Source organism: Flammeovirga agarivorans (genome assembly GCF_012641475.1).
GTDB classification, from domain to species: Bacteria; Bacteroidota; Bacteroidia; order Cytophagales; family Flammeovirgaceae; genus Flammeovirga; species Flammeovirga agarivorans.
Genome location: NZ_JABAIL010000001.1, coordinates 427,099 through 452,925, shown reverse-complemented (window position 1 = coordinate 452,925; position 25,827 = coordinate 427,099). Strand labels below are relative to the sequence as shown.

Below are 25,827 nucleotides of genomic sequence, written 5' to 3'. Positions count from 1 at the left end.
CAAGTTTCTTTTAACTATATTGTTTAGTCAAGTACCTCTTTGATACTTACTTCATCCAATGCTATTCCTTCATCACCAAAGTTAACAGTTCCCCAACCTGAACCTACTTTAAATACTAGGTAAATTGAGCCGTCTTCTGTTAACTCTTCAGCTGTTAAAGTAAATGTACCATCAGCATTAATTAGTTTTTCGCTTTCATCTGGATTAGCACAGCCATTTTGAGAAATGGCATTAATATCTCCATCAAAAGCATCAACACTACAAGTAGAACCTTCTCCTCCAAAACTTGACATATACACTCTTGCACCACCTTCATAAGCTCCAGACTCAGGGTCTTCATTTCCAAAGTGTACTTCAAACCAAACAGAACTTGTTCCAGAACTTTTTACATGAGCATTAAACTGATAAGTTTTTCCTGCTTCCAAACCACTTACTTTTTGGTAAAAGAAAGAAGATGAGTACTCATTACCTTCAGGGATATCAAATACAAAAGTTTCATCTATAAATTCATGTAATATTTCATTTCCTTCATCTGCCCATACTTGTCTTAGTGTCCAAGCAGTTTCATCGGTCATATCGCCAGATGTTACCAAGTTATCACCAAAACCACCATTGTCTTCTTCAATAACAACATCGACTTGTTTCACCATAATATCTGATGAAGTTTCCCCGATAGCTGTTAAAGAAACCTCATAAGTACCTGTTTCTAAATAAGTGTGGATGGGGTGATCTTCTTGAGATATATCAGAACCATCACCAAAATCCCAAACACTAGTTACTTTGTTTTCACTACTTGATGTAAAGGTTACAGTTCCGTCATTTTCTTCAGATATTTCATATGTGAAGTTTGCCACTGGCATTGGTCCTTCCATTTCAGTATCATCTGATGAACATGAAAGTGCTCCTAATAAAAGTGCATATGCACTAATTTTTACAAAATAATTCATTGTCTTCATTTTTATTTTAGTTGTTGTTTGCCCTATGAAAATTTTAATTCTTTGATAGCAACTTTCTAATCATTAGGGTGTATGCTTCAAGTCTCTTTTTGAAAGAAAAAAGAAAATTAAATTGTGTATCAGTGTAATCAACTCACTCCATAGTATTCACCTATCCCGTTTGTAAAAGCTCTTTAGTTTTTAAAAAAAGGATTGATTAATTTTTCTATTGGTTGCCGTCTACATTGGGTTTTGATCCAAGTTAGGATTTCGATCAATTTCTTGCTGAGGAATTGGAAGCAGAATCTTATTCTCTGTCATATTATAGTTTACTGCTTCACCTGTTCTTAAATCTATTTCAACTAAATTGTTCATAGTAGAAACCACTTTTCCAAATCTTACCAAATCATCCCATCGGTGTCCTTCAGCAGCAAGTTCTAATCGTCTTTCATCTAAAATTGCCTGCAATAAAGATTCTTTATCAGATTTTTTATCACTAGTCAACCCTTGAAGTCCAACTCTTCTTCGGATTTTATCCACTTCATTTGCCGCTTCTACTAATGACCCTGTGTGTGCTAATGCCTCCGCTTTTAATAATACAATATCAGCAAATCGTAACAAGTAAGTATTGTCAGAACTTTGCCAACCAGAAGCATTTTTCCATTTGTAAGAGAATGGAATCGAAGTTCCTGAAGTATTTCCCCAATATTCATCAGACCAATCTACAGCTTCAAACAATACCGAAGCATTTAATCTTACATTATCATTTTCTGCATTGTAAGCATTAATTAAGTCATGAGAAGGTGTTAAAAACTTTCTCCAAGTATCTCCAGAAATTGATGGTGGTAATAGTAATTGAGGGCCAAAACTACCAGCATTAGGTCCCATAAACTGTATTTCTAAAATGGATTCAGCATTATTTTGGTGTGTTCCATCAAATAAATGTCCGTAATCAATTAGCTGATAATTTGCAGTACTTTCTTCTACAGCCTTAATGTATACTAATGCCTTTTGATAATTCGGAGATGGCATTTGGAGATAAGCCTTAGCCAACATTGCATTTGCTGCCCCTGAAGTTGCTCTTGCTTTATTTACACTATTATCATTACCAAAACTATCCGGAAGTAATGATATTGCAACTTCTAAATCTTTTATTATCTGAGCATAGACTTCTTCTACGGTAGCTCTTTTTACTTGTAACTTCTCGTTATCTACAGAAGTGGTAAATTCAGTGACTAACGGTACTCCACCAAACATATTCACCAGGTTATAATAGTGATATGCTCTAAGAAAATAAGCTTCTCCTGAAATTTGTGAAAGACGTTCTTCTGAGAATGAAGGGTCATCCAACTGTTCTGCTTTTTCTATTAAATTATTTGCTTTTGAAATTGCATCATACAAGTTTTTCCAAATTTCAAATAACCTGCTATTTGTTGGTGTAATATTTAAGGCATCAATAGCAAAAAGGTCTGGAGTATCTCCTCCTGCATAGTGATTATCAGCTCTCATATCTTGCATATTCATTTTATCCCAGATATAATATTCTGAGCTTGCAAATGTGCTGTAAAGACCTACTAATGCTGCTTCTAGTTGAGTCCCTTTTACGTAGGCTGTATCTCGAGTTTCTTCTGAAATAGGGTCTAAATCTATCAAACTATGGCATTGGGTGAGCCCTAATATCAGTAGTAATCCTATTAATGTATTTTTCATATTTGATTTTTATTTAATTGAAGAAGCTTCATCTATTTTGATAAAAGTGGAGCACTTCTCAACGTTAAAAAATGACTTGAAAGTTCTTTTTAATATCACTAAAGTGTAAGGTTTAGACCTACCAAAATAGTTCTTGTTTGAGGGTAAGTACCATAATCAATACCCATTGCAAGATTACTTCCTCCATAAGTATTTACTTCTGGATCAAAACCACTATAATCTGTAATTGTAAACAGGTTTTCACCGGTTACATATAGTTTCATCCCTTTCACATATTTACTGTTTTCTAAAGTTGGGAAACTGTAGGCCAGTGATAGTGTCTTAAGTCTTAAATATGAACCATCTTCAATAAATCTTGTAGATACTCTTGAATTATTTGTTCCTCCGTTTCTCTCAAAAGCAGGTATGTTTGTAAAATCACCTGGTTTTTTCCATCTATTTTCAACAATAGCCAATTGATTCCTTGGAGAATTCATACTTTCAGAGTCAATTCGAGTAGCATTCAGCATCTCTTTTCCTTGTGCTCCTTGTAAGAATACAGTTAAGCTAAATCCTTTGTATGTAACTGTATTAGTCATCCCATAGAAGAAGTCAGGATTTGCATCGCCAATAATTGTTCGGTCTTCCGTTGATGGATTATCTGTACTTTCTCCATCTTTAGTTAAGTACATTGCATTACCAGTTACTGGGTCTACTTTATCGAATACATAACCAAATAATGTTCCCAAAGGATATCCTTCTCTTGCTAATCCAGCATTATCTCTATCATGGATATAACCTCCAAATTTATCACCTCCTTCAAGACTTACTACTTTATTTCTATTGAATGATATATTGAAATTTGTTCTCCAATCCCATCCTTTTTTATTGATATTAACCGTAGTCAAGTTAAACTCCATACCCTTATTTTCTAACTCACCAAGGTTTTGTATAGCACTTTCAAAACCTGAAGATGTTGGAAGTGGTGCATCGATAAGCAATTGGTTTGTATTCTTGATATAAGCATCAACATTCAACTCCACTCTTCCTTCAAACAACCCTAAGTCTAAACCTATGTTCTTTTGTTCTGATTGTTCCCATTGCAAATCCTTATTTTCAATAGTAGAAGGATAAGTACCAGGTAACAATTGGTTGCCAATCACATAATTTGCACCTGACCCTACTCGGCCCAAGTACGCATACGATCCAACGTTATCGTTACCAACAACACCCCAGCCCATTCTCAATTTTAAGTTGCTGATTTTTTCAGATTCTTGTAAAAAGGCCTCTTCACTTATCCTCCAACCTACAGATACAGAAGGAAAGTACCCCCAACGGTTATTTGGACCAAAGACACTAGAACCATCTGCTCTAAAATTGGCAGTTAATAGATATTTATCATCAAAAGCATAGTTTAATCTACTGATATAAGAAAGGTTTGCTTTTTCTGTAGCGAATGCTGTCGCTTCTACCAATTCAGATCCTCCATTCGCCGTTTTTATTCTATCACTTGCAAAGTTTCTTGTTGTTACTCTATTTTCACTCCACAAGAATTTCTGATAAACATGGCCTACCATCGCTTCAATATTATGCTTATTGATTGACTTATTGTAAGTAAGAAGGTTATCAAAAATTTGATATTTATATTGATCTATGTTGCTATTTCCTTCACCTTGAATAGCTCTACCATAACTTGTTCTATATGGATCCAAGAAAGATTCAAATTTCCCTGTACTTTGTTCTATGCCTAGATTACTTCTAAACTTTAAATCATTGAGTATTTTTACTTCTACATAGGCATTACCTAAAAAACGTTGTTTGTTATAATTTCTATCTGTACCATCAGTACTTGCTATTGGGTTTTCCCAATTCTGAAAAGGGTTACTTGTAAAAGTTCCATCAGGATTATAAATACCTATCACAGATGGTGTGTTTAATGCACCAAGTAAAACTCCTCCTCTGTCACTAGAAGAATTATCGTTTACAGATACATCATTGTAATCTGAATAATTCAATCGAGTTCCAATTTTCAACCAATTATATATTTCTTGATCTAGATTTACTTTTACATTGGCTCTTTGCATTTCAGAACTTCTTACTGCTCCTACAATACTAGTCCAACCTCCAGACATGTAGTAAGTAGTTCCTCCATTCTTTCCTGAAACCCCTAACTGATAGTTTTGAGTGACTCCATCCTGAAATATTTCATCTTGCCAATTGGTATTTTCATTATACTGACTCCAATCTGTAGTATACCCCATCTCGGTCATTAAGTCTCTATATTGAGCACCATCCAATACATCTAACTTTCTCCATACCTGAGACATACCTGCATAAGCATCTAATGTCACTCTTGTTTCAGAAGTCGTTCCTTGTTTTGTGGTGATTAATACAACTCCATTACCACCTTGGGCACCATAAATAGCAGCAGATGCGGCATCTTTTAATACCGTAATACTTTCAATATCCGAAGGATTTAATGACTTTGTGTCTGCGGTTGGCACTCCGTCAATTACATATAACGGTTCACTACTACCCGTAAAAGAGTTAGTTCCTCTAATCCTTAAACTTAATTGTTGAGAAGGACTACCAGATGACGATGCAATTTGAACACCTGCTACTTTCCCTTGTAATAAACTACCAATTTGAGAATTTGGACGATCTACAAAATCTTCGCTTGTTGCCATTCCGACAGCACCTGTAATGTCTTTTTTATCTTGTGCACCATAGCCTACTACAATGAGTTCTTCTAGTTGAACTAAGTCTTCCAATAATTCTACTTCAATTCTTGTTCTTGAGTTTATACTTTCTTCCAACGTTTGCATACCTACATAACTATAAACTAATATGTCACCAGGCTTATAGTTCATTATTTTGTATTCTCCGTCAAAGTCTGTAATTACTCCATTGTTAGTACCCTTTATTATAATACTTACTCCTGGAATAGGATTCCCTTCTTTATCAGATACTTTACCAGATAGAGAAGATTGTTGAGCATATATTGTCTGATTAAAGAGTAATAATAGAGAGCTTAATAAAATGCCCACTACTATTTTTGGTATTTTAAAATCTAACATAGTTTATATTAAATCATATAGTTAAAAAAGATCTTCTGTTATTTATTTTAAACCGGTCATTAACTGATTCAAATGTAGATAGATTAAATATCAATTTTACACTTATAAAATAAAAAAGTGGATATATGTGGAACCAAAAACAGCACAACACACTGATTACAAACAATTTACTTAAATTTCAATTTCAGTAAAAAGTGGATGCACTGTGTATCACTATCATTCAAAAAAAAGGGATTTTGTGTTAATTTCAGATAAGAAAAAGAGGGGCATCTCACAAATTCATCAATTAGGTATAGTGATCAATATAAATTGTGCGACTTTGATAAATGATAAAGATAGAATTTTCATATTCTACTTTATTGGAAAACTATTCAGACAATTTGTCAGTTATATTTCTTTAGTATAAAAGTTGTTTAAACAAGATAAATGTCAAATTAACCAACTATAAAGAATGAATAGTCGAGTATTAATATTTATGGGGATCTTTATTTCCATAATTTTAGCTATTGACCTATACGCCTTCAAAGGCATTAAATTAATTACTGAAAATATTAAACCCATTTATCGTCAATTATCCATTGGAGGATTCTGGTTTTTCAATTTTCTCGTTTACTTCGCAGTAGGCTGGCTAGCACTAAATGCAGATAAGTTTAGAGCTCCTGAATACACTAATATTATTTTCTCTATTAATGCCTTTATCTTAATGGCATTTATGACAAAATTGGTTTTCAATATTTTTCATGGAGCAGATGATATTACTTACTTAGCATCTAAAGTGTACCATAATGTTTTCGGTTCCAAAACCAACTTTGCTGGTGATGGAATGAGTAGGGCCAAATTCTTAACTTTAGTTGGAGCTGGTTTAGCTACTGTACCACTGGGGGCATTTGCCTATGGCTTTACAAAAGGTAGGTACAACTTTAGAGTAATTAGAAAAACATTAGGTTTTGACAATCTACCTGCAGCTTTTGAAGGTCTAAAAATTATTCAAATTTCTGACATACATATTGGGAGTTTTCCTAAAGGACATGAATCTGTTGCGAAAGCAGTTGAACTTATTAATAGTAGAAAACCAGATGTTATTGTCTTTACTGGTGACTTAGTGAACAACTTTGCTTCCGAAACAGAGGGTTGGATTGATGTTTTCAAAAATCTAAAGGCGAAACATGGTATGTATTCTATTCTTGGTAACCACGATTACGGAGATTATGTACAATGGAATTCTAGAGAAGAGAAAAAACAAAACCTTGATAATGTAAAACAAGCCAATAGAGATATAGGCTTTGATTTACTTTTGAACGAAAATAGAGTATTAGAAAAAGATGGTGAAAAAATCGCTATTGTAGGAGTTGAAAACTGGGGCTTAAAACCATTCCCTCAATTAGGTGATATTAATAGAGCCAATCAAGGGTTAGAAAATGTTCCATTTAAAGTATTACTTTCTCATGATCCATCACATTGGGATGCTGAAGTTTTAAATCATAAAGACATGGACTTAATGCTTGCAGGACATACACATGGTATGCAATTCGGTATTGAAATACCTGGTATAAAATGGAGTCCTGTTCAATATAAATATCCTAGATGGGCTGGTTTATACGAAAAAGGAAAACAAAAGTTGTATGTAAACAGAGGGTTTGGTTACCATGCATATGCTGGTCGTATCGGTATGGACCCAGAAATTACTGAAATCATTTTGACATCAAAACAACAAAACGCTTAAGAATTGTATCCTGTAGAAAGGATGTTATATACATTAAAGCACAATAATTTCAATTAATTATTGTGCTTTTTTATTGTGCTGAACATTACCGCTATTGACAAAAAAATATCATAACAATTTACAACATATTGACTTTGGACATTTAATGTAGCGATGGAATGATATAGATTTGTACGATTTTCATAAAGCTCAATCAAATGGATAAAATAACAGGCAAAACGAAATATCTTTTGGGTATTCAACATGTACTAGCCATGTTCGGTGCAACAGTGTTGGTTCCTTTTCTTACTGGTTTAAACCCATTAATCGCATTATTTGCAGCTGGGTGTGGTACTTTAATCTTCCATCAAGTTACTAACAAAATTGTCCCTGTATTCTTGGGATCTTCTTTCGCTTTTATTGGTGCTATTGGTTTAGTATTAAAACAAGAAGGGCTCGCAGAAGTTAAAGCCGGAATCATTGGTGCCGGACTTGTATATGTGATCATGTCCTTCGTCATTAAAAAATTTGGAGTAAAAGTAGTACAGTCCTATTTCCCTCCTATTGTTATAGGCCCTACTATTATGGTGATTGGTTTAAGACTAAGCCCCATAGCTTTAGAAATGGCAGGTTATAATGATGGTGCCTTTGATAACTCTAGTTTAATCATTGCACTTGTGGTCATTACAACCATGGTCATTTCGTCTATGGTACAACATTCATTTTTCAGAATGATGCCTATTCTTATCTCTGTAGTTGTAGGCTATATTACTGCCGCTTTTATGGGATTAGTAGATTTTACTGCAGTAAAAGAAGCTCATTGGTTTGGCTTCTCTGGTGAAGTAGTAGATCAGGTCTTAACAATACCTCACTTTACTACGTCAGGCTTCTTCGCTATTGCCCCAATTGCATTGGTAGTATTTATAGAACACATTGGTGATATTACAACGAATGGTGCTGTTGTTGGAAAAAACTTTTTAAAGAAACCTGGTATTCATAAAACTATGTTAGGAGATGGATTGGCAACCATCTTTGCTGGTCTCATCGGAGGTCCTGCTAACACTACATACGGTGAAAATACTGGCGTACTTGCAGTCACTAAAGTTTATGACCCTTCAGTAATACGTATTGCTGCCGTATTCGCAATTTTACTAAGCTTAATTGGTAAAGTAGGTGCTATACTTCAAACAATACCTGTACCTGTAATGGGTGGTATCTCAATTATATTATTTGGTATGATAGCCGCAGTGGGTGTACGTACCCTAATTTCTGCAAAACTAGATTTCAATCACTCTAGAAACTTAATCATTGCCGCATTGATATTTGTACTAGGCATTGGTATTAAGGAAGTTGCAGTCTACAATAGTATCACAGTATCGGGTTTAACTATTGCTGCTTTAGTCGGTGTTGTATTAAATAAAGTCCTACCAAAAGATATTTAATTAGAAGCTATTTTCAATCAACTCCCCTAGTTTTTAGAAGTTAGCAAAAAATGAAATCCTCAATTATTACATATTGAAATAATTGAGGATTTTTTTATCACATTTCTTATATAACTACATGAAAAATAATTAGTTACTATTATTTCTGCTATTTTTTTACAATATTTAGATACTCTACTTTCTATTATAGATTACTTACATTTCTTTTCTCATGCGATTATTACCAACATTAGCACTATTGTTTGTACTTCATATTGTGTATTCTCAAGATTTAGAATATGTAGAAATTCAAGCAAACGAATTTAGTAGCTACAATGCGTTCTCTAAAAGCCCTCCACCACACATTACAGGAAGAGGCATCAAAAGTGATTCTTTATCACAAAGCAATCTTGTGTTTGATTATTATGTTTCAGGCGAAGAGTACTACCCGATCGAAAGTTGGGCAGATTACTATTATTGGATGAGTAAAGAATTTGCTTACCTATTTAACAAGCCTGAAATTTTTGAGCATTTTTATAAACTCAAAGATGACGTCCAAATGATCAAATACCTTTCGATCAACTTCTCTGTTTGGCATTTTCCTTCAACGATAAAAATCAAGCCTCATGTAGAGCTTAATGATTATCAGAACCGATTTTCAATTACTAATCACATTGTAAAAAGTGAATCGGATAAGAAATATATGCTAAATCAGATGGCAACAAAAAGGAATTTATTAGGAGAAAATTAGCACCGTAATTTCTTACAGTGCTATTTAAACTATCTATATACTTTTCGTTGAGTGATGAGACTTTTATAGTTTCATCACTTTTATTGTCTTATTATTGAGTCTCACTCTAATCCAAGTTTGTAGTTGATCGATATACTCATTCTCTTTTTTATGTGATTTCTTACCCAAGTCTACCAACAAGACCGGTAAGTTATTTACCATAAGAGAATCTCCTTCCCATGTCTGTACCTGAACTTTAGATACAGCATATTTTTCTACGTCAGGAAATTGTAATCGTATTTCTCTGGATAATTGATGAACAGGAAAAGTATCGATTTTTACTTTACTCATATCATAAATCTTCTTTTCCAATAACTTGATCTTGGCATCCTTATCTTCAATCAACTCTTCATTTTTGGTGTAAACATCTTTGAGTAATTGAATATGAAGATCTTTCGTATATGCTTCCATCATTTTTGTTGCTTCTCCTTCTCCAAACTCAGCACCTTCCTGCTGGTGAATCTTAATAATGGTTTTCTTTGTTAGAGGGAAAAAATCATCATCTTTTGCTGCAAGACCATAACTTCTCGTTTTATCATTAAGAAATAATTCCATATCATCTGATATTCTATTTCCCATATAATATAGATCGATGGTTGAAATACTATCAGTATACACCACTTTTTGAGTAATTAATTCACTGCCTTTAAACTTGGTGTTTTCTGTGATAAATCTCTCGGAAGCAATCTTAAATCGTGTTTCTTGAATCATTTGATAGAATATCACTGCAGATGGCATAATTACAACTGCGATAAATACTCCAAAGAAAAACTGATACCTTCTGTATTTACGTCTATCAATGAAACTTTTCATCGGAAATCTCAGGTACTTAACAACAATGTATGTGGACAAAGTGATAAATACAGAGTTAATGAAAAATAGATAAAAGGCACCAAAGAAATAATTATACATTCCATTCGCCAAACCAAAGCCTGCAGTACATAGTGGTGGCATCAATGCTGTGGCAATAGCTACACCTGGAATAACATTACTCTTCTCTCTTCTGGAACCCGCAATAATACCAGAGAAACCGCCAAGAATAGCCACAAACACATCTAATATGGTGGGTTTTGTTCTCGCCAGTAATTCAGATTGCTCGACATTTAATGGAGTGATGGAAAAGTAAATTGTTGAAGTGATCAAACTAATCACAACCGCAATCATTAAGTTTTTGAATGCTCTTCTCATCATCTCCAAATCGTTGATACCAATAGCAGTACCTACAGCGATGATTGGCCCCATTAGTGGAGAAATAAGCATGGCTCCAATAATTACAGCAGTCGAATTAGCATTAAGGCCAATAGAAGCTATCAGGATTGAAAAAATCAAAATCCATGCTCCTGGACCTTTAAAAGTCATATCTTTTTTAATACCCTCTATGGTAGCAGTGGGGTCGGATCCTTCTCTTATACTTAGTGTATCAACAGCTAATTTCCTAAAAGACCTCATAAACCCCGATACATTATTCTCACTCATTGGTAATAACTTATGGATATATTAATGTTTATAGTATCAGTTTGCTATGAAAATTTTTATACGTAAATTAATGAAGACACATACGTATAATAAATTTTTACGATACCCAAATTAAAGATATTTATTGTTATTTAACACAAAGCAAAGCACACTATGAGCGATAAACCCACTACCCGTACTTATTCTAATGGAGATATTGAAATACTTTGGCAGCCTGATTTATGTATCCACTCTACCAAATGTTTTCAAGCTTTACCTAATGTCTTTAACCCATCTAATAGACCTTGGGTTAACATGTCTAATGGAGAAACATTTGATATTATCAAGACAGTAAAAAATTGTCCTTCTGGAGCACTATCATTGAAAAGTGATGAGACTGATACTTCAACTACTCCTTCTGTAGAAATCAATGTTTTAAAAGATGGTCCTGTTCTCGTTAAAGGAAATATTGACATAACAATTTCGGGAAAAACAGAAAACCTTGGAGATAAACAAGTAGCACTTTGTCGTTGTGGACATTCCAATAACAAACCGTATTGTGACGGTAATCATGTAAAAGCAGGATTTAAGGCGGATTAAAAAGAATTTTAAAGTAATTGATAAATATTGCACTTACAGAAGATTAACACTTGTTTAAAGAGTGGTAATCTTCTATATTTGCACAAACAAGAGGAACCTAATACTATAATAATAAGCTGTACTTATTATCAATCTTTCTTCCTTTTAAATTACTATTCTGATATCCTAAAAGAGAATAGTATCATTTTGTGGACTGATTTAATAAACTCATCATATGGCCAATATCAAAAGCCTGACCTTAGAAAACTTTAGAGTATTCAAAGAACGTACGACTTTTAATTTCTCCCCTATTAATGTGCTTACAGGTACAAACAGTAGTGGAAAGAGTTCGTTGTTTAAAGCTTTACTATTGCTTCAGGATAATGGTGCTAAAAACCGATTAGAAGAACTTGACTTTAGAGGTCCATACCATAACCTTGGTAATATCGATAAAGCAAGAAATCATGATACTGATCCTGAGAAGCCCATCACATTTATGTTGGAATTCGCTCCTCAGCCGGGTACTGCACCATTTAAAAGATTTGAATTAGGCCAAAGAAATATCTCTATTGCATTTGCAGATCTAAAAAATGTAGAGACATTTTCTGATTTAATGAAAATACCCAATTGGAAAAATTGGATGTACTTTCTTAGAGGTGTGTTGATCAACAGATCACAAGATATGATTCGCCATATTCAGAAATTAACTAGATCTGGCGAAATCCAATATTCTTCTACTATAAGAGCTATTCTTCATAAGTTATTGAACATCGCTTTTGAACATAGAATTACCGTAGAAAATATTGAAATGCTTTTTGGTGAAGCCAATAAGGTAATTTTAAAACTTCAAGATTTAGAAATTCCAGTAGATGTTGCCCTCAATATCCCAAGTAATATCGATCGAGCATTTTTTGCCGATCTGATTAAAAAAGCTTGGTATGCAAAACATAGGGCTCATGAGCTTATTGGAGTGAAAAAACTTCACCATTTAACAGATGCAAAACCAACTCCTACCAGAGGTAAGGAGCAAACAAAAAAGCATAACCAAAGATGGAAAGATCTTATTGAGAAAAATAACATCACTGATGTTGAAGAATTAAGATCTGCCGTTGTTTCTTGGCTAGAAATGGATATACCAATGTCTCCTTTGGTAAAAGACTTATTGAATATCCAGGATGACGGTATTATCTATACATTTAAGCCTGTAGGGGTAAATACTACTGAAAGACTTTTCTTAGAATTAAGTTATGATAGCCAAGAAGGAAAGTTATGTAATATCAGCCTTTCTTATTCAGAAAGATTTACAGGAAAAAGAAAGCTTTTGTATTCTCCATTAAGTAACGGTAGTCTTCATTATGTAGGTAGTGAAAACGGTAATAGCTACCTATTAGCTGCCAACCACAGAGGTGACTATTTTAAAACAGATGGAGAAATCCCTGTTTTCACAAGCTTCTTCGATATCAATAATTTATATGAATATGGTTCTCATATGGATATCCATACTCCGGTTCGTAAAAATTTCAGTATCGATAAACGTAAGCTTTCTGAAAAAACAGGTATCACTGACAATGATAAATTAGAAGTGCTTCAAGAAGTAATGCATAAAAAAGTCGTATCCCTTTTAGGATCTAGACTCAATGCTTACATGACAGAACATCAATCTAAAATAAAGAAAGTGAACCTCTTTAAAAGAGGTGATCTTATGAAATTTTTAGCGGAGAGAAAAGAAGATGGAAGTGGTTTTAAAGTCGCTTCTCTCGGATTCCTGTTAAGAGATCTTCCATTATTAGACAACAATGACAGAAGAATTCTTAATGTTCAAACGGCTGAAAACTCATTGGAGGATTTAGACCACTTACCAGAACTTCCTTTAACATCAGAAGAATTCCATAAATTATATGAAATTGATGTTGATAAAGTATTAAGAGGTTCATTCTTAAAATGTTTAGAAGAAGGTGTTCAAGGGATCAAACATATCTTCAAATCTTGTGGTAAGTTATTCAACTTTGGGTTACTAGAAGCGCAAAGAGGAAGTACTAAACGTATTATGCTTCACACAGAGTCTAGTGTACTATCACAACTGTTGTTTGAATTTGCAAAAAATGCAGATCAAAAAGCGCAAGATTTTGTAAAACACTGGATTAGAGAGTTTGAAATTGGTCATGATATTACCATCAACTCGGTAAAAGGAATTGCAAATGATGTAGTCATTACGAACAAAAGAGGCCATCAATTGGATTTAGCCGATTTAGGTTATGGTATATCACAACTGCTTCCTATCCTATTAAAAATTGCTTTAGATGAACATAGATCATTATTAATTGAAGAACCTGAGACCAATCTGCATCCAAAAATGCAATCAAAATTGGCCGATTTAATTATTGATGCATCTTACAGATATCAAACAAACTTTTTGATTGAGACTCACTCAGAATATCTCATCAGAAAGCTACAATACTGGACTGCGAAAAGGAAAATCACTCCTTATGAGTCCAAAATATATTATTTATATAACCCTGAGCGTGTACCTGAAGGGAAACCACAAGTACAACTGCTGAACATCATGAAAGATGGAGAATTGGACAATGAATTTGGAGAAGGCTTCTTCGATGAAGCGGACAACATTGCCATTGAACTGTTCCATTTAAAACAGATGTAGTAACTATTGGAGGTTGACGATTTTCGACTGCTTCTACATTCTACTATTTTCCTCCATTTTTCTTACTTACAAATCACGACGACCATGGAAAGAATAACGACTTACGCAAATATAAATTCACTTACTGCTTTCTTCTCTAAACGTCCTTCTATTGAAGACGAATTAGACGATATGGAATGGAGCCGATCATGGATGGACTTCTATTCATTTATCAACAAACAAGCAGATTTAAGGTTAGATGTTGATCCGACAGAATTGTCTATGATGAGCAAAACTAACCCATATATCAAAAAGATGTTGAAAAGTGCTTCTTCTGGAGGTTCATCATTACGCTGTGAAAAAGATGCGTTTGATAACCTAGAAGAAGTGAGTAATAATAGCATGCCTCAAACGATGTTTTTCTTAGATAAAAGCAACTCGGAGTGTGAGGAACTAGAAAATCAATTGGGCTTAATTACTTTGAACGCGAATAGAATTCGTCAGAAAGGTGGTTTTATGTTCAATTGGTCATTATATAATGTCACAAAAGACAGAGGAGCGGTAAAACGTTTCGAAAACTGGAATCAATTGGAACGATTCAAACATCCACATAACTCTATGGTAATCATTGATAATTACCTTTTAAAAGACCTTGGAGAGATGGATGAAAACCTAATTCCAATGCTTAATTCCCTTTTACCTGAAAAGTTAGAATCAAAAGTTTATCAGCTTACACTTATTGGTGTAGAGTTAAGAGATAAACCTGCTTCTATGAAAAAGTATTTAGAATGGGAGTTAAAAAACAAACTAAAACGTCCTTATGAGATTGAAGTTTGTGTTGTAAAAACAGAAAGTAACAAAAATCACGATAGAAATATCTTTACAAACTATCTATGGATACATTCAGGCCATTCCTTTACTTACATGAGAAGACAACAAGTAAGTAAGAATACCAACTTGATGTTATTCCCTATTTTCTATCAACAGAAAGACTTCCAGTCGTATTATCAAGAAGAGCCACCAACAGAAACAAAAAGTTCGGTATGGGGTGCTGTAAACCAAAGATTGAGAGAAGCTAGATATATTTTAAAAATGGCTAGTCAAAATAACTCAGCAATTGGAGGAGAACTAAAAAATACCATTTTAGTAGGAAATAAAACGGCATAAGATAGTATATTCGGCTCTGAAAACACTCAAGACTTATTATTACTAACAACACTTATGGAAAAGATTAATTTTCACAACAAACGTTTCAGAGCAATTTCCAATACAGACAATGGTGAAGTGGATGGACAAACTTTTTTTCATTACCGACAAGGCGGTGATGTCATTTGGGCTACTTACCACGGACCTAGTATCAGAATGGGTACACTTACAGGTGTCATCAAAAATGATGGTACTTTAGAATTCAACTACCAACATGTGAACCTTCAACATGAGATCATGACAGGCTTCTGTAAATCTACTCCTTTCACAGATGAGAGTGGTACTTTACACCTTAAGGAAGAGTGGCAATGGACATCTGGCGATTTGTCTAAAGGTACTTCTGAATTGATCGAAATGGTCGAAAAAGACAATTTGAACCCTATTTTCTAGTTTAAAGGATAGTGCATTGATAAAATTTATAGGGGTATAGATTTTTTCATTCAAGAATAATTCACTTTTCAAGATGAATTAGCTAAATTCGATGGCGATTAAAAAGTGATCTAGCTCATCAAAATGCTTTTATCGCTTATCCAACTTTAAAACATTATACTTAAAACATAAAACTTAAAAAAATGGCATTCGAATTACCTCAACTTCCATATGCTTATGACGCATTAGAGCCACATTTCGACGCTCGTACAATGGAAATTCACCACTCAAAACACCACGCTGCATACACTGCAAAATTAAACGGTGCTATTGAGGGTACAGCTGACGCTGACAAATCTATCGAAGATTTATTATCTGCAGACAACTTATCAGGTGCTGTAAGAAATAACGGTGGTGGATACTATAACCACAACTTATTCTGGACAATCCTTTCACCAAACGGTGGTGGTGCTCCTTCAGGTGAGTTAGCTTCTGCAATCGACGCTGCATTTGGTTCATTCGACAAATTCAAAGAAGAATTTGCTAATGCTGCAGCTACTCGTTTCGGTTCAGGTTGGGCTTGGTTATGTGTTAAAGATGGTGCTGTATCTGTTTGCTCAACTGCAAACCAAGATAACCCATTAATGAAAGGTGAGTGCGGTGGAACACCAATCTTAGGCCTTGACGTTTGGGAGCATGCATACTACTTAAACTACCAAAACCGTCGTCCAGATTACATCTCTGCATTCTGGAACGTTGTAAACTGGGAAGAAGTAGCTAAGCGTTTTGCAGCTGCAAAATAGTTCACAATAATCAACATTTGTTGTAATCATATAAAGCCTTGGTCGGAGCAATCTGATCAAGGCTTTTTAGTTTTAAAAGGCCCTACTCCAGAAGAAGTAGGGCCATTTCATTTCCTAATTTTGGTGAGGACTGTAGATTGCCTGATGTAAATACTTCAGATCATCCAACCTACCTTCCAAACATTGGATTTCGTTTAATCGTTTTACAAATTCACCTTCCATCTCCTTGCGAATAGGAACTCTTTGTGGCCTGTTCGGGTCAACTTTCATATTTTTCATCGCTTCCTCATCAATAAAATGACTAAGAATCGCTGAATTCGTTTTCCTAAGGCTTTCAATTTTCTCAGAAATGAATAAACAGTCTTCTAAAATAGTTTGATGTAATGGTATAAACTTTCTCAAATCAGAATCATTTTAATATCACATAAATTTCATTTTCGAAGTAGGGTGCCGCACTTGGCATTCTCTGTTAATTCTGATCCAAATTTAAAAAGTTACGATGGAGGAATCGAAGTGCAGATTCATTAGTTCTCATCCGGTTCAACTCTGATTGTTTCGTTCTGACTTTGTCATAAAGCTCTTCTTTCAAAGGTATCGGAATCCCTCCTTTCGGAGCATCTGGATTTTCTAAATCGAATTTCTCGATAAATTTCCAATCCAAGTTTTTCATAATGAAGCTTTGTACTTCTTTTTCTAGTTGATCTCCTTTTAATCCTTCTTGAATAAGAAGGTCGAAAATCTCTTGGTGCAACTTGTGCGTTTTCTGCATATAAAACGTTTGGTGAAACAAAAGGAAAATATAGCTTTTGCAATTTATGTACCCGAAATGCAGTCTATGTGCATAGAACCAATTACCTTGATTAATAAAAGACAAAAAGCCACCCTTTCACTAGGAAAGGATGGCTTTTTACTTTATAAATTATACCTGAAATTTAATGATCTCGGTTTTGGAGATAAACACCAAATTCTTTTAACAGGTTCTTTCTGTCTTCAGATACATCAAGGTTTTCTAAAGCAGCAAATCCTTTTGTAAAATACTCATTGGATTTTTCTGTCGCCATTTCTCTAATACCTAATCTGTTATAGATATCAGTTACAGCCGCTACTTTTTCTTCTTTATCAAAATCTTTAGCTTCTAACCAATTTTGAAGTTCTACAGCATCAGCACCTTCCGCTTGTTTTAAAGCCTTAATTAACATCAATGTCTTTTTGTTAGAGATAATATCACCTCCAACTTGCTTACCGAACTTATCCTGATCTGCGTAAACATCAAGAATATCATCCTTAAGCTGGAAACCTAATCCAACGTTAACACCAAATTCTTCAACTACTTTCGATTGTTCGTCTGTAGCTCCACCGATTAAGGCACCTAAACGTAATGCGAAACCTATCAAAACGGCAGTTTTTAAACGTATCATTTCGATATATTCTTCTTCTCCAACAGTTTCTCTCTCTTCGAAATCCATGTCGAATTGCTGTCCTTCGCAAACTTCAGCTGCACACTTATTAAATAGTGCTAATGCTTGTCTTAATATCTTATCCTCAACATTAGAGATATATTCATACGAACGTACAAACATCACATCGCCAGATAAAATAGCAACATTAGAATTCCATTTTTCATGAACTGTCATCTTCCCTCTTCTAAGAGGTGCTTCGTCCATAATATCATCATGCATTAAAGTAAAGTTATGGAACACTTCTACTCCAATAGCAGGATCTATTGCTTTTTTGTAATCGTCATCAAAAAGGTAGCATCCTAATAGCGTTAAAGCAGGTCTAAGACGCTTACCGCCCAACGAAAGGATATACCTTAATGGTGCATATAATGTTTCCGGAGCCTCTCCGAATTTTTGTTGTTCAAGTTCATCTGCCAGCAACTGGGCTGCCTCTTTTAAATCAAATGATGCCATATAAAAAATGATGTTCGCTATTCCCAGCGACGACTACTTAAAGATAATTTTGCAAGGCTAAGTGCCACAACAATCATACTACAAAAATAAAGGATGTCTCTAGAATCAACCAATCCTCTACTTAAAGATCTATAATGAAAATCAACACCCCATAAACCAATACTGTAAGCATAATCGCTTAGAGCAGGAATAGAAGCTATTGATGAAATACCATCGTAACTAGCGAAGCAGATAACTACTGCAACAATAAACGAAACAATCTGACTCGATGTAATGGAAGAAGCAAAAGTACCGATTGCAGCAAACCCACCAGCAAGAAATACCAAACCTATATAAGAACCAAAAACCCCTGCAGTATCTATATTACCTTTGGGTGCCCCTAATTCATAAACTGAAAAGTAATAAATAACTGTCGGTAACAAAGCTAGTAAAGCGGTTGCCCAAGCAGATAAAAATTTCCCTCCAACAATCTGGAAGTCAGTCACAGGTCTTGTAAAAAGTAATTCTAGTGTTCCTGTTTTTTTCTCTTCTGCAATACCTCTCATGGTAATTGCAGGTAGTAAAAACATAAAAATGTAAGGAGCTATATTAAAGAGTGAATCAAGAGAAGCAAAACTTCCTTCTAAGACACTTGTTTGAGGGAAAACCCAAACAAATAGCCCCATCATCACTAAAAATACAGCCATTACCAAATAGCCTAAAACGGCACTAAAAAAACTACTTATTTCTCGTTGAAAAATTTGCCACATTGCTTAAAAAAATCAATTAATAAGGAGTTGCTCCTTGGTATACAGACGACAAGTTGGTAGGAAGAATATTTCCTCTAAATCTGATTTCAATGTTCTCCGTTTGAGAACGAACTGTTGCATCAGCCCAATTGTCTGCACCATTTAAATTTATTCTTACGGCGGCTTGCATCATTGCCCCCTGTACATTGAAAGACATCATGATGCTTCCATTATCATTTTCTTCTACTTTCAAATCAGATATTTTACCATCTAAAGTGATACCTCCAACACCATTGTATCCAACTATACCTTCAAAGCCTAATTGAACTACACATTTATCATCATCTAACTTCACAAAGTTAATATTGTTTGTTACTTGGGCAGTATTTCCATAACGATCATATACTTGATTTGCCTGTAACACAAATTGCTGTGACAACATTCCTGCCTTTGCCATCTCAAAACGAGCTTTTTCTTCGGCCTGAGCTTGTTGTTTTGCTAATTCTTTTGCCTTCTTTCTTTCTTCTTTTGCCTTTTTACGAGCAAGTTTTTTCTTTTCTTTCTCAGTAAGTTCCTGTTCAGGTTTAGTGTCTTGAGCAGTAGCAAAATTTGAAAGGCCAATAAATGAGAATAAAACAAAGAAAGTAAATGAACGTAAGATCCAGTTTTTCATGGTTAACATAATTAGATTCAAAAAATTGAAAATCAAATAGAGTTTCATTTAAAGTGTTCTGAGTGTATTAATTCGTGATTACTCTATCTCATATACAAATATAAATCTTTCCAATCTCTGATATACATTTTATGTTTTTTTTTTCGAATTGATGATTATCTTTATTAATTATTAATCATTCGATCAATTAAAGGATATGAAAAATAACAGAGAACACGTTTTAAAGGTTGCAACAAAACTAATATCACAACGAGGTTTTGATGGTGCATCAACAAGAGAAATAGCACAAACGGCCAAAGTTAGCCAAGGGATGATTAACTACTACTTTGGTTCTAAAGAAGCATTATTAAAAGAGATTATTACTGACTTTTCTTCTCAGATTCAAAATGTAGTGGAAAGCCTTAAAAACTCTGAGAATGAAGGGTTAGAGTTTTTAAAATTAGCACTTCGTAAGTTTTTTAAAGTTTCTTTAATGAACCGTGATTTAGCCCGTATCATGAACGTAGAGGAGATGATGGAGCTTAGAGCAGAGGTAATTACAAAAAATGATGAAGTTGCCAATATTGTAAGTAACTTATTTTTAGATAAAATCGTTGAGGGTAAAAAGCAAGGCATCTACAATGCTGATGTAGACGAAGAACTAGTTGTTTCGTTTTTAGTGAATGCATTGAATGACTATATCATCCGTTCTGAAAGAATAATAATTAAACCTACTGTTGAAGGAGTATCCAACTACAATGAACATACTCAGAAGAGAATCTTAGAATTTTGTGATGAATACTTAGAAAAGATGCTTATGCCATAAAAATAATTAACTACAACATTCTAAAATGATGGTATTTAAAAAAGATTACCAACCCAAAACTATTTCAAAAAGCTGGTTAACAAGAATTACCCGATTAGCGGATATTATCTTCGCTACTTCTATGACTATGCTCCTTTTAGCAATAGATCTTCCAGAAGTAGGAGATATAAAAAGTAATAAACAGCTACTTTCTGCGTTTTCTAATCAGTTACCTATACTTGGTATCTTCCTTTCGACCTTTGTTTTATTAGCGGTATACTGGTTAAAGCATACCGTTACGACAAGACTCATGAAAGGAGCAGATACGGTGTATATGTGGCTCGATTTATTAATGCTGGCATTTGTTGCATTATTGCCATTTTCTAACGGTTTAGCGACTGCTTTTCCTGATTATTTTGTGGCAATTGCAGCATACAGTATTAATGTAATAATTATCGGCCTACTTTCTTTTTCAGCTTGGAAGCATGTTAGTTTTAATAATAGACTGCTTAAAAACCCTGTTGATCCATTAGACAATAAAGAAATAAGCGAAGGACTATGGATGGAACCGCTTTTGGCTTTCATCTCTTTAATTTTAGGCTACGTTGCTATCGAATATGCTCAAGTTCCTTATACATTAGTTCCTATTGCCTTTTGGCTTCAAACAAAATGGGCAGAAAAACGAAATAGTGCACGTTAATTGCTTAAAAATATTTTAAGGTAAATACTACTACATAGAGTTTATCATCATAATTTTTTAAAAGCACAACTAACAATGGCAGCACAGGTCATTTCTATAAGTAATCATAAAGGAGGAGTAGGAAAAACTACTTCTGTTGTCAATATAGGCGCCGCTCTACATCAAATGGGTAAGCGTATTTTGATGGTTGATATGGATCCTCAAGCAAATTTAAGTCAGTCTTTAGGGATATTCGAACCTGAAAAATCGGTATATACCTTGTTGCGAGGATTCTGTACTACAGAAGAAAGCATGCATGAATTAGAGATGGACTTATTTGTAATTCCTGCAGAACTAGACCTTTCTGGTGCTGAGTTAGAATTAAGTATGGAAGCAGGTAGGGAATTTATTCTCAAAGATCACTTAAACAAGGTGAAAGATCAATTTGACTTTATATTAATTGATTGTCCTCCAAGTTTAGGTCTACTTACGATAAATGCATTTACCGCTTCTAATCAAGTTTACTTCCCATTGCAAGCGCAATTTTTGGCAACTCAAGGCCTAAAAAAGCTTTTAGAAGTAATTGAAAAAGTGCAACAAAGATTAAATCAAGACTTAGAAATTGGAGGGGTCTTCATTACTCAGTTTGATAAAAGAAAAATCTTAAATAGAAATGTGAAAGAAGCAATTCAAAAACATTTTGGAGATACACTTTTCAATACTGTGATTAGAGACAACGTCGCTTTAGCTGAAGCTCCTTCTAAACAAACAAATATTTTCAGATACAATCCTAAAAGTAATGGTGCGGTAGACTATTGGGCGTTAGCACAAGAAGTTGCAGAACGTTCCACTACTAAAGTTACATCCTAAATATTGAAAATATGGCAAAGAAAAGTTTCTCAGGTGGGTTGGATTCATTATTAGGAGGTTCACCATTATCTAACTCAACACCTAAAAAAGAAGAAAAGAAGGAAGCTCCAATTGTGGAACCTACCCCTTCTAACCCCTTAAATGCTTCACCAACTTCTGAAGTTAGTAATTCATTATTCGATGCTCTTTCTGAAGATCAGAAAAATAAAATAAAGGCACTTGCAGATAAAGAAGGCCGAAAACAAGAAGAAATAATAAAAGAAGCAGTTGCGTTTTACCTAGATTTTCAAGTAGATTTATGATTGTAAGACTAATAATCATTACGTAACCCTATTTGATAATACTAAATGCAACGTACCTTCTTAATCCTTATCTGCCTTACTTATTTAAATTTACAAGGTATATATGCTCAGAATATCGGATTCACCAACGCGTCTGATATCCAAGTTATAAAAGAGAACGTTGCGTTTAATAACGCATGGAATGGAGGAATAAATGCACCTCAATTCTTTAATTTAGATCTCAATCTAGACAATACAGACGATTTAGTACTTTTTGATCGTACGACTAGAAAAATCAGTACTTATCTGTTTCAAAATAATCAATGGGAATATGCTCCTGAATATGAAGTTTTATTCCCTCAAGACATCCGATTCTGGATACAATTAGTAGACTTTAATGATAATGGAAAAAAGGACCTTATCATTGGAGAAGAAGATGGCATCTACATTTACCCAAATAATAGCTCATCTTCAACGCTTAGTTTTAGTGATTTACCCACTCAATTAGAAACCACTACATTTTCAGGGTCACCAACACCTCTTACTTCTGCTTTGGCAGACTCCCCTACGTTTGCCGATGTTGACGGAGATGGTCTCATTGATTTTTTAACTTTCGTCCCTGGTTTAGGCGGTACCATAGAAGCTCATATCAATCAAGGTATTGAAGAAGGTATTCCATCTTTTCGAAAAAGAACAGATAATTGGGGTGACTTCCAAGAATGTGGTGACTGTGCAACCTATGTCTTCGGTGACGACAATTGCACCTCAAATGGACGAATTCAACACCTGGGTTCGGCACTTACGATGTATGATGTTAATGGGAATGGCAATTTAGATTTGCTGATTGGGGAAAGAAGCTGTACCAACCTAGTCGCTTTACCTAATAAAGGATCCAATGAGAATGCATCTTTTGATGAATCCATCACATTTTTTCCGCAAAGTCATCCTGTAAGTTTCCCTGATTTTCCTGTAGCATTCTTTGTAGATACAGATAATGACGGCTTGGAAGATATGATTATAGCTCCAAATATTGATACTAATGAAGGAGATCTCACAGATTTTTCAAAATACGTTTGGAGGTATAAAAATACGGGTACTATGACTTCACCTGCATGGACATTTCAAGAAGATAACTTTATCCAAAATACAGGAATTGATTTAGGAGAACGAAGTAGACCCATCACATACGATGTTGATAATGATGGAAAATTAGATTTATTAATTGGTTATAGAATAAGTTTTGACAATGAAGGAAACTCTTCTGGAGGTGGTATCTCTTATTACAAAAATATAGGCAGTAATACATCTCCTGAATTCCAATGGATCACGGATAACTTCTTAAATATTCAGGCATGGGGAATGTTAGATATTTCTCCTCAGATCATTCAATGGAAAAACACAACACAATTGGCAATAAGCGGTAGAGTTCCAAATAGTAATCAAGCAGGAGTTTATTTATTCTCACTAGAAAATGATTTCGAAGCGAATACTACTCCTGAAAGGATATTTGAGCATAGGCCCGAAGATATACCCTATTTCGTAGATATTGATGCAGATGGTCTAATTGATGTTTTACTAGGTAAATTTTCTGGTGCTCTAGAATACCATCATCAAAATACCAATGGTACTTTCGAGCTTCAGGAAGAGTCATTTTTAAATATTGAAGGTAATATCTTAAGGAAATATCCATCTGCTTTTGTCAGTGACCTCAATAACGATGGACGTGACGATTTACTTGTATGGGATGATAGTGGTACCCCAAGAGTATGGCAAAACTTTAGATCAGAGAACCCTACTTATCAGAGTAAAGCATTTTTTAATGACGAAAAGTTTATTGATCGTACTTACGGTAACAGACTAAAGAGTACACAACTTGGTGATTACCTTATTACAGGATCAGAAGGAGGAGGATTATATCTAGCCAAAATTGGGCAATATGATCAGCCAACAGCTGTTGAAAATCCAACTGTTTATTCGAAGTTAAAGGTTTTTCCTAACCCCACTTCACAACAAATAAATATTAAAAACGAATACGCTACTTTGGTTAACGGTCGTATCTATAATCAACTAGGACAGTTAATGTTAACTATAGAAATAGAAAGTAATCAGACGATAAATATCAGAACTGATCATTGGCAAAGAGGCTTATATATTTTACAGATATATCAAGCTCAAAATCAAATACAGGTCAGCAAAATAATAGTTCAGTAATAGATAGTATTCACTAAAGAAATTACTATGAACAACAGCGATTTGATCGAAGTAAATAGGCTACATCAAATTTTAAAATCCCTTTAAATGTCTTCAAAAACACTTCTGATACGTTTACAGGGTCTTCATAGTTAGCAGATACTTCTACAATGATATTCGTTAAATACTCTTCTGATAAGTTTTCGATCTCATCTTCAGACTTAATTCCTTGATCATTAATTAAATGATCAGCAATCGTTAAACTTAAGTTCTTTTCTTTTTTCGAAAGTTCTAACATATAAATGGGTTTAATGTTGTCTTTGGTCCTGAACTAAATGTTTTCTTAAAATCATTAAAGCAGCAGGTAAATAATTATAAACTGTATCCTGAACCTCAATGATATCCAATATTTCCTGATCGATATACTTATCAGTGAAAAACTGTTGAGGAGGGGCATACAGCGTATCTACTATAGTGAAAAATTCATCTTCATCCACATCCCCTTTACCACTTAGATAAGCAGCATCTACAATTAATTTTGCTAAGGTGCGAGCCTCTGAATTTTTAAAACCATAGTACCCCGAGTACAATACAAATTCAAGAATTTCTGCAATAGGCTCCCTTTCTACAGGCAACTTTTCCGCAAACTTTCTTAAGGCAGTAATTAAATCCAACGTATCAATGATAAGTACTCCGTCTTCCACTTGAATTGGGAACATCATTGACATTGCAAAACGAGTTTCCTGAATCAGAATACTCTTTTCTTCTTCAACATAGAATAACGTAATAAAAATTTGCTCGGGGTTTCCTTTTTCCTGAAACTCCTCGATACCTTCCAATGCTTCCCACATTGTGCCTAGTACACGAGATGCTTCTTGAAAAAACCTTGGTATCCTCATGAATTTAGCTTCGTGATTTTCCAAATATTCTTCAAGCGTAATTTTAGACGTTGTCATGTCGATTTTCCTTAGTTGGTTTAATGTCAAGATTTACTTAGTAAAATACAAAATGATCTTACTGTATGAACTACAAATTTAAGTAAATC

Annotated in this window: 24 protein-coding genes; 13 read left to right on the top strand and 11 right to left on the bottom strand. The window is 34.3% G+C overall.

All coding sequences use genetic code 11. The features are described 5' to 3' along the window. Window positions 1-23: 23 nt before the first annotated feature. The 3 genes from HGP29_RS01910 to HGP29_RS01900 all read right to left on the bottom strand — a co-directional run bounded on the left by HGP29_RS01910 (window position 24) and on the right by HGP29_RS01900 (window position 5,701). Window positions 24-947, bottom strand: a complete 924-nt coding sequence (locus HGP29_RS01910; RefSeq protein ID WP_211093172.1) for a PKD domain-containing protein — start codon at window positions 945-947, stop codon at window positions 24-26. A gap of 228 nt (window positions 948-1,175) precedes the next feature. Continuing rightward, window positions 1,176-2,645, bottom strand: coding sequence for a RagB/SusD family nutrient uptake outer membrane protein (locus tag HGP29_RS01905; protein ID WP_168880619.1), 1,470 nt, complete (start codon window positions 2,643-2,645; stop codon window positions 1,176-1,178). Between the two features lie 98 nt (window positions 2,646-2,743). Further along, the gene (locus HGP29_RS01900; RefSeq protein ID WP_168880618.1) at window positions 2,744-5,701 is read right to left on the bottom strand and encodes a SusC/RagA family TonB-linked outer membrane protein; all 2,958 of its coding nucleotides are present in this window, start codon (window positions 5,699-5,701) and stop codon (window positions 2,744-2,746) included. Window positions 5,702-6,152: 451 nt separating this feature from the next. Here HGP29_RS01900 and HGP29_RS01895 point away from each other — a divergent pair, with 451 nt between their 5' ends. From HGP29_RS01895 to HGP29_RS01885, 3 genes are all read left to right on the top strand, one after another. Next, entirely contained in the window at window positions 6,153-7,424 is a 1,272-nt protein-coding gene (locus tag HGP29_RS01895) for a metallophosphoesterase (RefSeq protein ID WP_235958247.1), read from the top strand. 197 nt (window positions 7,425-7,621) lie between these two features. Continuing rightward, window positions 7,622-8,845 carry a uracil-xanthine permease family protein gene (locus HGP29_RS01890; protein ID WP_168880617.1) on the top strand — a complete coding sequence of 408 codons (1,224 nt, stop codon included), beginning with the start codon at window positions 7,622-7,624 and terminating at the stop codon, window positions 8,843-8,845. A 211-nt stretch (window positions 8,846-9,056) separates the two neighbouring features. Continuing rightward, window positions 9,057-9,575: a hypothetical protein gene (locus HGP29_RS01885; RefSeq protein WP_168880616.1), complete on the top strand. Its 519-nt coding sequence runs from the start codon at window positions 9,057-9,059 to the stop codon at window positions 9,573-9,575. A 63-nt stretch (window positions 9,576-9,638) separates the two neighbouring features. Here the strand turns inward: HGP29_RS01885 and HGP29_RS01880 are convergent, their stop codons facing one another. Beyond that, complete coding sequence (locus HGP29_RS01880; protein WP_168880615.1) at window positions 9,639-11,090, bottom strand: TIGR00341 family protein; 1,452 nt, start codon at window positions 11,088-11,090, stop codon at window positions 9,639-9,641. Between the two features lie 153 nt (window positions 11,091-11,243). Here HGP29_RS01880 and HGP29_RS01875 point away from each other — a divergent pair, with 153 nt between their 5' ends. The 5 genes from HGP29_RS01875 to HGP29_RS01855 all read left to right on the top strand — a co-directional run bounded on the left by HGP29_RS01875 (window position 11,244) and on the right by HGP29_RS01855 (window position 16,664). Beyond that, window positions 11,244-11,669 carry a (4Fe-4S)-binding protein gene (locus tag HGP29_RS01875; RefSeq protein ID WP_168880614.1) on the top strand — a complete coding sequence of 142 codons (426 nt, stop codon included), beginning with the start codon at window positions 11,244-11,246 and terminating at the stop codon, window positions 11,667-11,669. 214 nt (window positions 11,670-11,883) lie between these two features. Further along, window positions 11,884-14,307 (top strand): AAA family ATPase, encoded by a 2,424-nt coding sequence (locus HGP29_RS01870; RefSeq protein ID WP_168880613.1) that lies wholly within the window; start codon window positions 11,884-11,886, stop codon window positions 14,305-14,307. 84 nt (window positions 14,308-14,391) lie between these two features. After that, entirely contained in the window at window positions 14,392-15,453 is a 1,062-nt protein-coding gene (locus tag HGP29_RS01865) for a hypothetical protein (RefSeq protein ID WP_168880612.1), read from the top strand. A gap of 54 nt (window positions 15,454-15,507) precedes the next feature. Next, a complete protein-coding gene (locus tag HGP29_RS01860) occupies window positions 15,508-15,882 on the top strand; it encodes a n-acetylglutamate synthase (RefSeq protein WP_168880611.1) in 375 nt (124 codons plus the stop codon). A gap of 182 nt (window positions 15,883-16,064) precedes the next feature. Next, a complete protein-coding gene (locus HGP29_RS01855) occupies window positions 16,065-16,664 on the top strand; it encodes a superoxide dismutase (protein WP_168880610.1) in 600 nt (199 codons plus the stop codon). A 114-nt stretch (window positions 16,665-16,778) separates the two neighbouring features. Here the strand turns inward: HGP29_RS01855 and HGP29_RS01850 are convergent, their stop codons facing one another. The 5 genes from HGP29_RS01850 to HGP29_RS01830 all read right to left on the bottom strand — a co-directional run bounded on the left by HGP29_RS01850 (window position 16,779) and on the right by HGP29_RS01830 (window position 19,978). Then, a complete protein-coding gene (locus HGP29_RS01850) occupies window positions 16,779-17,066 on the bottom strand; it encodes a hypothetical protein (RefSeq protein WP_168880609.1) in 288 nt (95 codons plus the stop codon). Between the two features lie 67 nt (window positions 17,067-17,133). Further along, entirely contained in the window at window positions 17,134-17,433 is a 300-nt protein-coding gene (locus HGP29_RS01845) for a hypothetical protein (protein WP_168880608.1), read from the bottom strand. Window positions 17,434-17,596: 163 nt separating this feature from the next. Then, a complete protein-coding gene (locus tag HGP29_RS01840; RefSeq protein WP_168880607.1) occupies window positions 17,597-18,577 on the bottom strand; it encodes a polyprenyl synthetase family protein in 981 nt (326 codons plus the stop codon). Window positions 18,578-18,594: 17 nt separating this feature from the next. Continuing rightward, window positions 18,595-19,326: a gliding motility-associated ABC transporter permease subunit GldF gene (gene gldF / locus HGP29_RS01835; RefSeq protein ID WP_168880606.1), complete on the bottom strand. Its 732-nt coding sequence runs from the start codon at window positions 19,324-19,326 to the stop codon at window positions 18,595-18,597. Between the two features lie 16 nt (window positions 19,327-19,342). Then, window positions 19,343-19,978, bottom strand: coding sequence for a DUF4251 domain-containing protein (locus HGP29_RS01830; RefSeq protein WP_168880605.1), 636 nt, complete (start codon window positions 19,976-19,978; stop codon window positions 19,343-19,345). A 196-nt stretch (window positions 19,979-20,174) separates the two neighbouring features. Here HGP29_RS01830 and HGP29_RS01825 point away from each other — a divergent pair, with 196 nt between their 5' ends. The 5 genes from HGP29_RS01825 to HGP29_RS01805 all read left to right on the top strand — a co-directional run bounded on the left by HGP29_RS01825 (window position 20,175) and on the right by HGP29_RS01805 (window position 24,803). Then, window positions 20,175-20,783 carry a TetR/AcrR family transcriptional regulator gene (locus tag HGP29_RS01825; protein ID WP_168880604.1) on the top strand — a complete coding sequence of 203 codons (609 nt, stop codon included), beginning with the start codon at window positions 20,175-20,177 and terminating at the stop codon, window positions 20,781-20,783. Between the two features lie 25 nt (window positions 20,784-20,808). Next, complete coding sequence (locus HGP29_RS01820; RefSeq protein ID WP_317169929.1) at window positions 20,809-21,462, top strand: TMEM175 family protein; 654 nt, start codon at window positions 20,809-20,811, stop codon at window positions 21,460-21,462. Between the two features lie 75 nt (window positions 21,463-21,537). Beyond that, window positions 21,538-22,311, top strand: coding sequence for a ParA family protein (locus HGP29_RS01815; protein ID WP_168880602.1), 774 nt, complete (start codon window positions 21,538-21,540; stop codon window positions 22,309-22,311). 11 nt (window positions 22,312-22,322) lie between these two features. Continuing rightward, complete coding sequence (locus HGP29_RS01810; RefSeq protein ID WP_168880601.1) at window positions 22,323-22,613, top strand: ribbon-helix-helix domain-containing protein; 291 nt, start codon at window positions 22,323-22,325, stop codon at window positions 22,611-22,613. A 45-nt stretch (window positions 22,614-22,658) separates the two neighbouring features. After that, entirely contained in the window at window positions 22,659-24,803 is a 2,145-nt protein-coding gene (locus tag HGP29_RS01805; RefSeq protein ID WP_168880600.1) for a T9SS type A sorting domain-containing protein, read from the top strand. A gap of 25 nt (window positions 24,804-24,828) precedes the next feature. Here HGP29_RS01805 and HGP29_RS01800 read toward each other — a convergent pair whose 3' ends face one another. Then, window positions 24,829-25,080 carry a hypothetical protein gene (locus HGP29_RS01800; protein ID WP_168880599.1) on the bottom strand — a complete coding sequence of 84 codons (252 nt, stop codon included), beginning with the start codon at window positions 25,078-25,080 and terminating at the stop codon, window positions 24,829-24,831. A gap of 10 nt (window positions 25,081-25,090) precedes the next feature. Next, window positions 25,091-25,738, bottom strand: coding sequence for a hypothetical protein (locus HGP29_RS01795; protein ID WP_168880598.1), 648 nt, complete (start codon window positions 25,736-25,738; stop codon window positions 25,091-25,093). Between the last annotated feature and the right edge of the window lie 89 nt (window positions 25,739-25,827).

Bases quoted from the DNA above. Each gene is read 5' to 3' on its own strand.
- HGP29_RS01910 (WP_211093172.1), bottom strand. From the start codon at position 947: ATGAATTATTTTGTAAAAATTAGTGCATATGCACTTTTATTAGGAGCA.
- HGP29_RS01905 (WP_168880619.1), bottom strand. From the start codon at position 2,645: ATGAAAAATACATTAATAGGATTACTACTGATATTAGGGCTCACCCAA.
- HGP29_RS01900 (WP_168880618.1), bottom strand. From the start codon at position 5,701: ATGTTAGATTTTAAAATACCAAAAATAGTAGTGGGCATTTTATTAAGC.
- HGP29_RS01895 (WP_235958247.1), top strand. From the start codon at position 6,153: ATGAATAGTCGAGTATTAATATTTATGGGGATCTTTATTTCCATAATT.
- HGP29_RS01890 (WP_168880617.1), top strand. From the start codon at position 7,622: ATGGATAAAATAACAGGCAAAACGAAATATCTTTTGGGTATTCAACAT.
- HGP29_RS01885 (WP_168880616.1), top strand. From the start codon at position 9,057: ATGCGATTATTACCAACATTAGCACTATTGTTTGTACTTCATATTGTG.
- HGP29_RS01880 (WP_168880615.1), bottom strand. From the start codon at position 11,090: ATGAGTGAGAATAATGTATCGGGGTTTATGAGGTCTTTTAGGAAATTA.
- HGP29_RS01875 (WP_168880614.1), top strand. From the start codon at position 11,244: ATGAGCGATAAACCCACTACCCGTACTTATTCTAATGGAGATATTGAA.
- HGP29_RS01870 (WP_168880613.1), top strand. From the start codon at position 11,884: ATGGCCAATATCAAAAGCCTGACCTTAGAAAACTTTAGAGTATTCAAA.
- HGP29_RS01865 (WP_168880612.1), top strand. From the start codon at position 14,392: ATGGAAAGAATAACGACTTACGCAAATATAAATTCACTTACTGCTTTC.
- HGP29_RS01860 (WP_168880611.1), top strand. From the start codon at position 15,508: ATGGAAAAGATTAATTTTCACAACAAACGTTTCAGAGCAATTTCCAAT.
- HGP29_RS01855 (WP_168880610.1), top strand. From the start codon at position 16,065: ATGGCATTCGAATTACCTCAACTTCCATATGCTTATGACGCATTAGAG.
- HGP29_RS01845 (WP_168880608.1), bottom strand. From the start codon at position 17,433: ATGCAGAAAACGCACAAGTTGCACCAAGAGATTTTCGACCTTCTTATT.
- HGP29_RS01840 (WP_168880607.1), bottom strand. From the start codon at position 18,577: ATGGCATCATTTGATTTAAAAGAGGCAGCCCAGTTGCTGGCAGATGAA.
- gldF (WP_168880606.1), bottom strand. From the start codon at position 19,326: ATGTGGCAAATTTTTCAACGAGAAATAAGTAGTTTTTTTAGTGCCGTT.
- HGP29_RS01830 (WP_168880605.1), bottom strand. From the start codon at position 19,978: ATGAAAAACTGGATCTTACGTTCATTTACTTTCTTTGTTTTATTCTCA.
- HGP29_RS01825 (WP_168880604.1), top strand. From the start codon at position 20,175: ATGAAAAATAACAGAGAACACGTTTTAAAGGTTGCAACAAAACTAATA.
- HGP29_RS01820 (WP_317169929.1), top strand. From the start codon at position 20,809: ATGATGGTATTTAAAAAAGATTACCAACCCAAAACTATTTCAAAAAGC.
- HGP29_RS01815 (WP_168880602.1), top strand. From the start codon at position 21,538: ATGGCAGCACAGGTCATTTCTATAAGTAATCATAAAGGAGGAGTAGGA.
- HGP29_RS01810 (WP_168880601.1), top strand. From the start codon at position 22,323: ATGGCAAAGAAAAGTTTCTCAGGTGGGTTGGATTCATTATTAGGAGGT.
- HGP29_RS01805 (WP_168880600.1), top strand. From the start codon at position 22,659: ATGCAACGTACCTTCTTAATCCTTATCTGCCTTACTTATTTAAATTTA.
- HGP29_RS01800 (WP_168880599.1), bottom strand. From the start codon at position 25,080: ATGTTAGAACTTTCGAAAAAAGAAAAGAACTTAAGTTTAACGATTGCT.
- HGP29_RS01795 (WP_168880598.1), bottom strand. From the start codon at position 25,738: ATGACAACGTCTAAAATTACGCTTGAAGAATATTTGGAAAATCACGAA.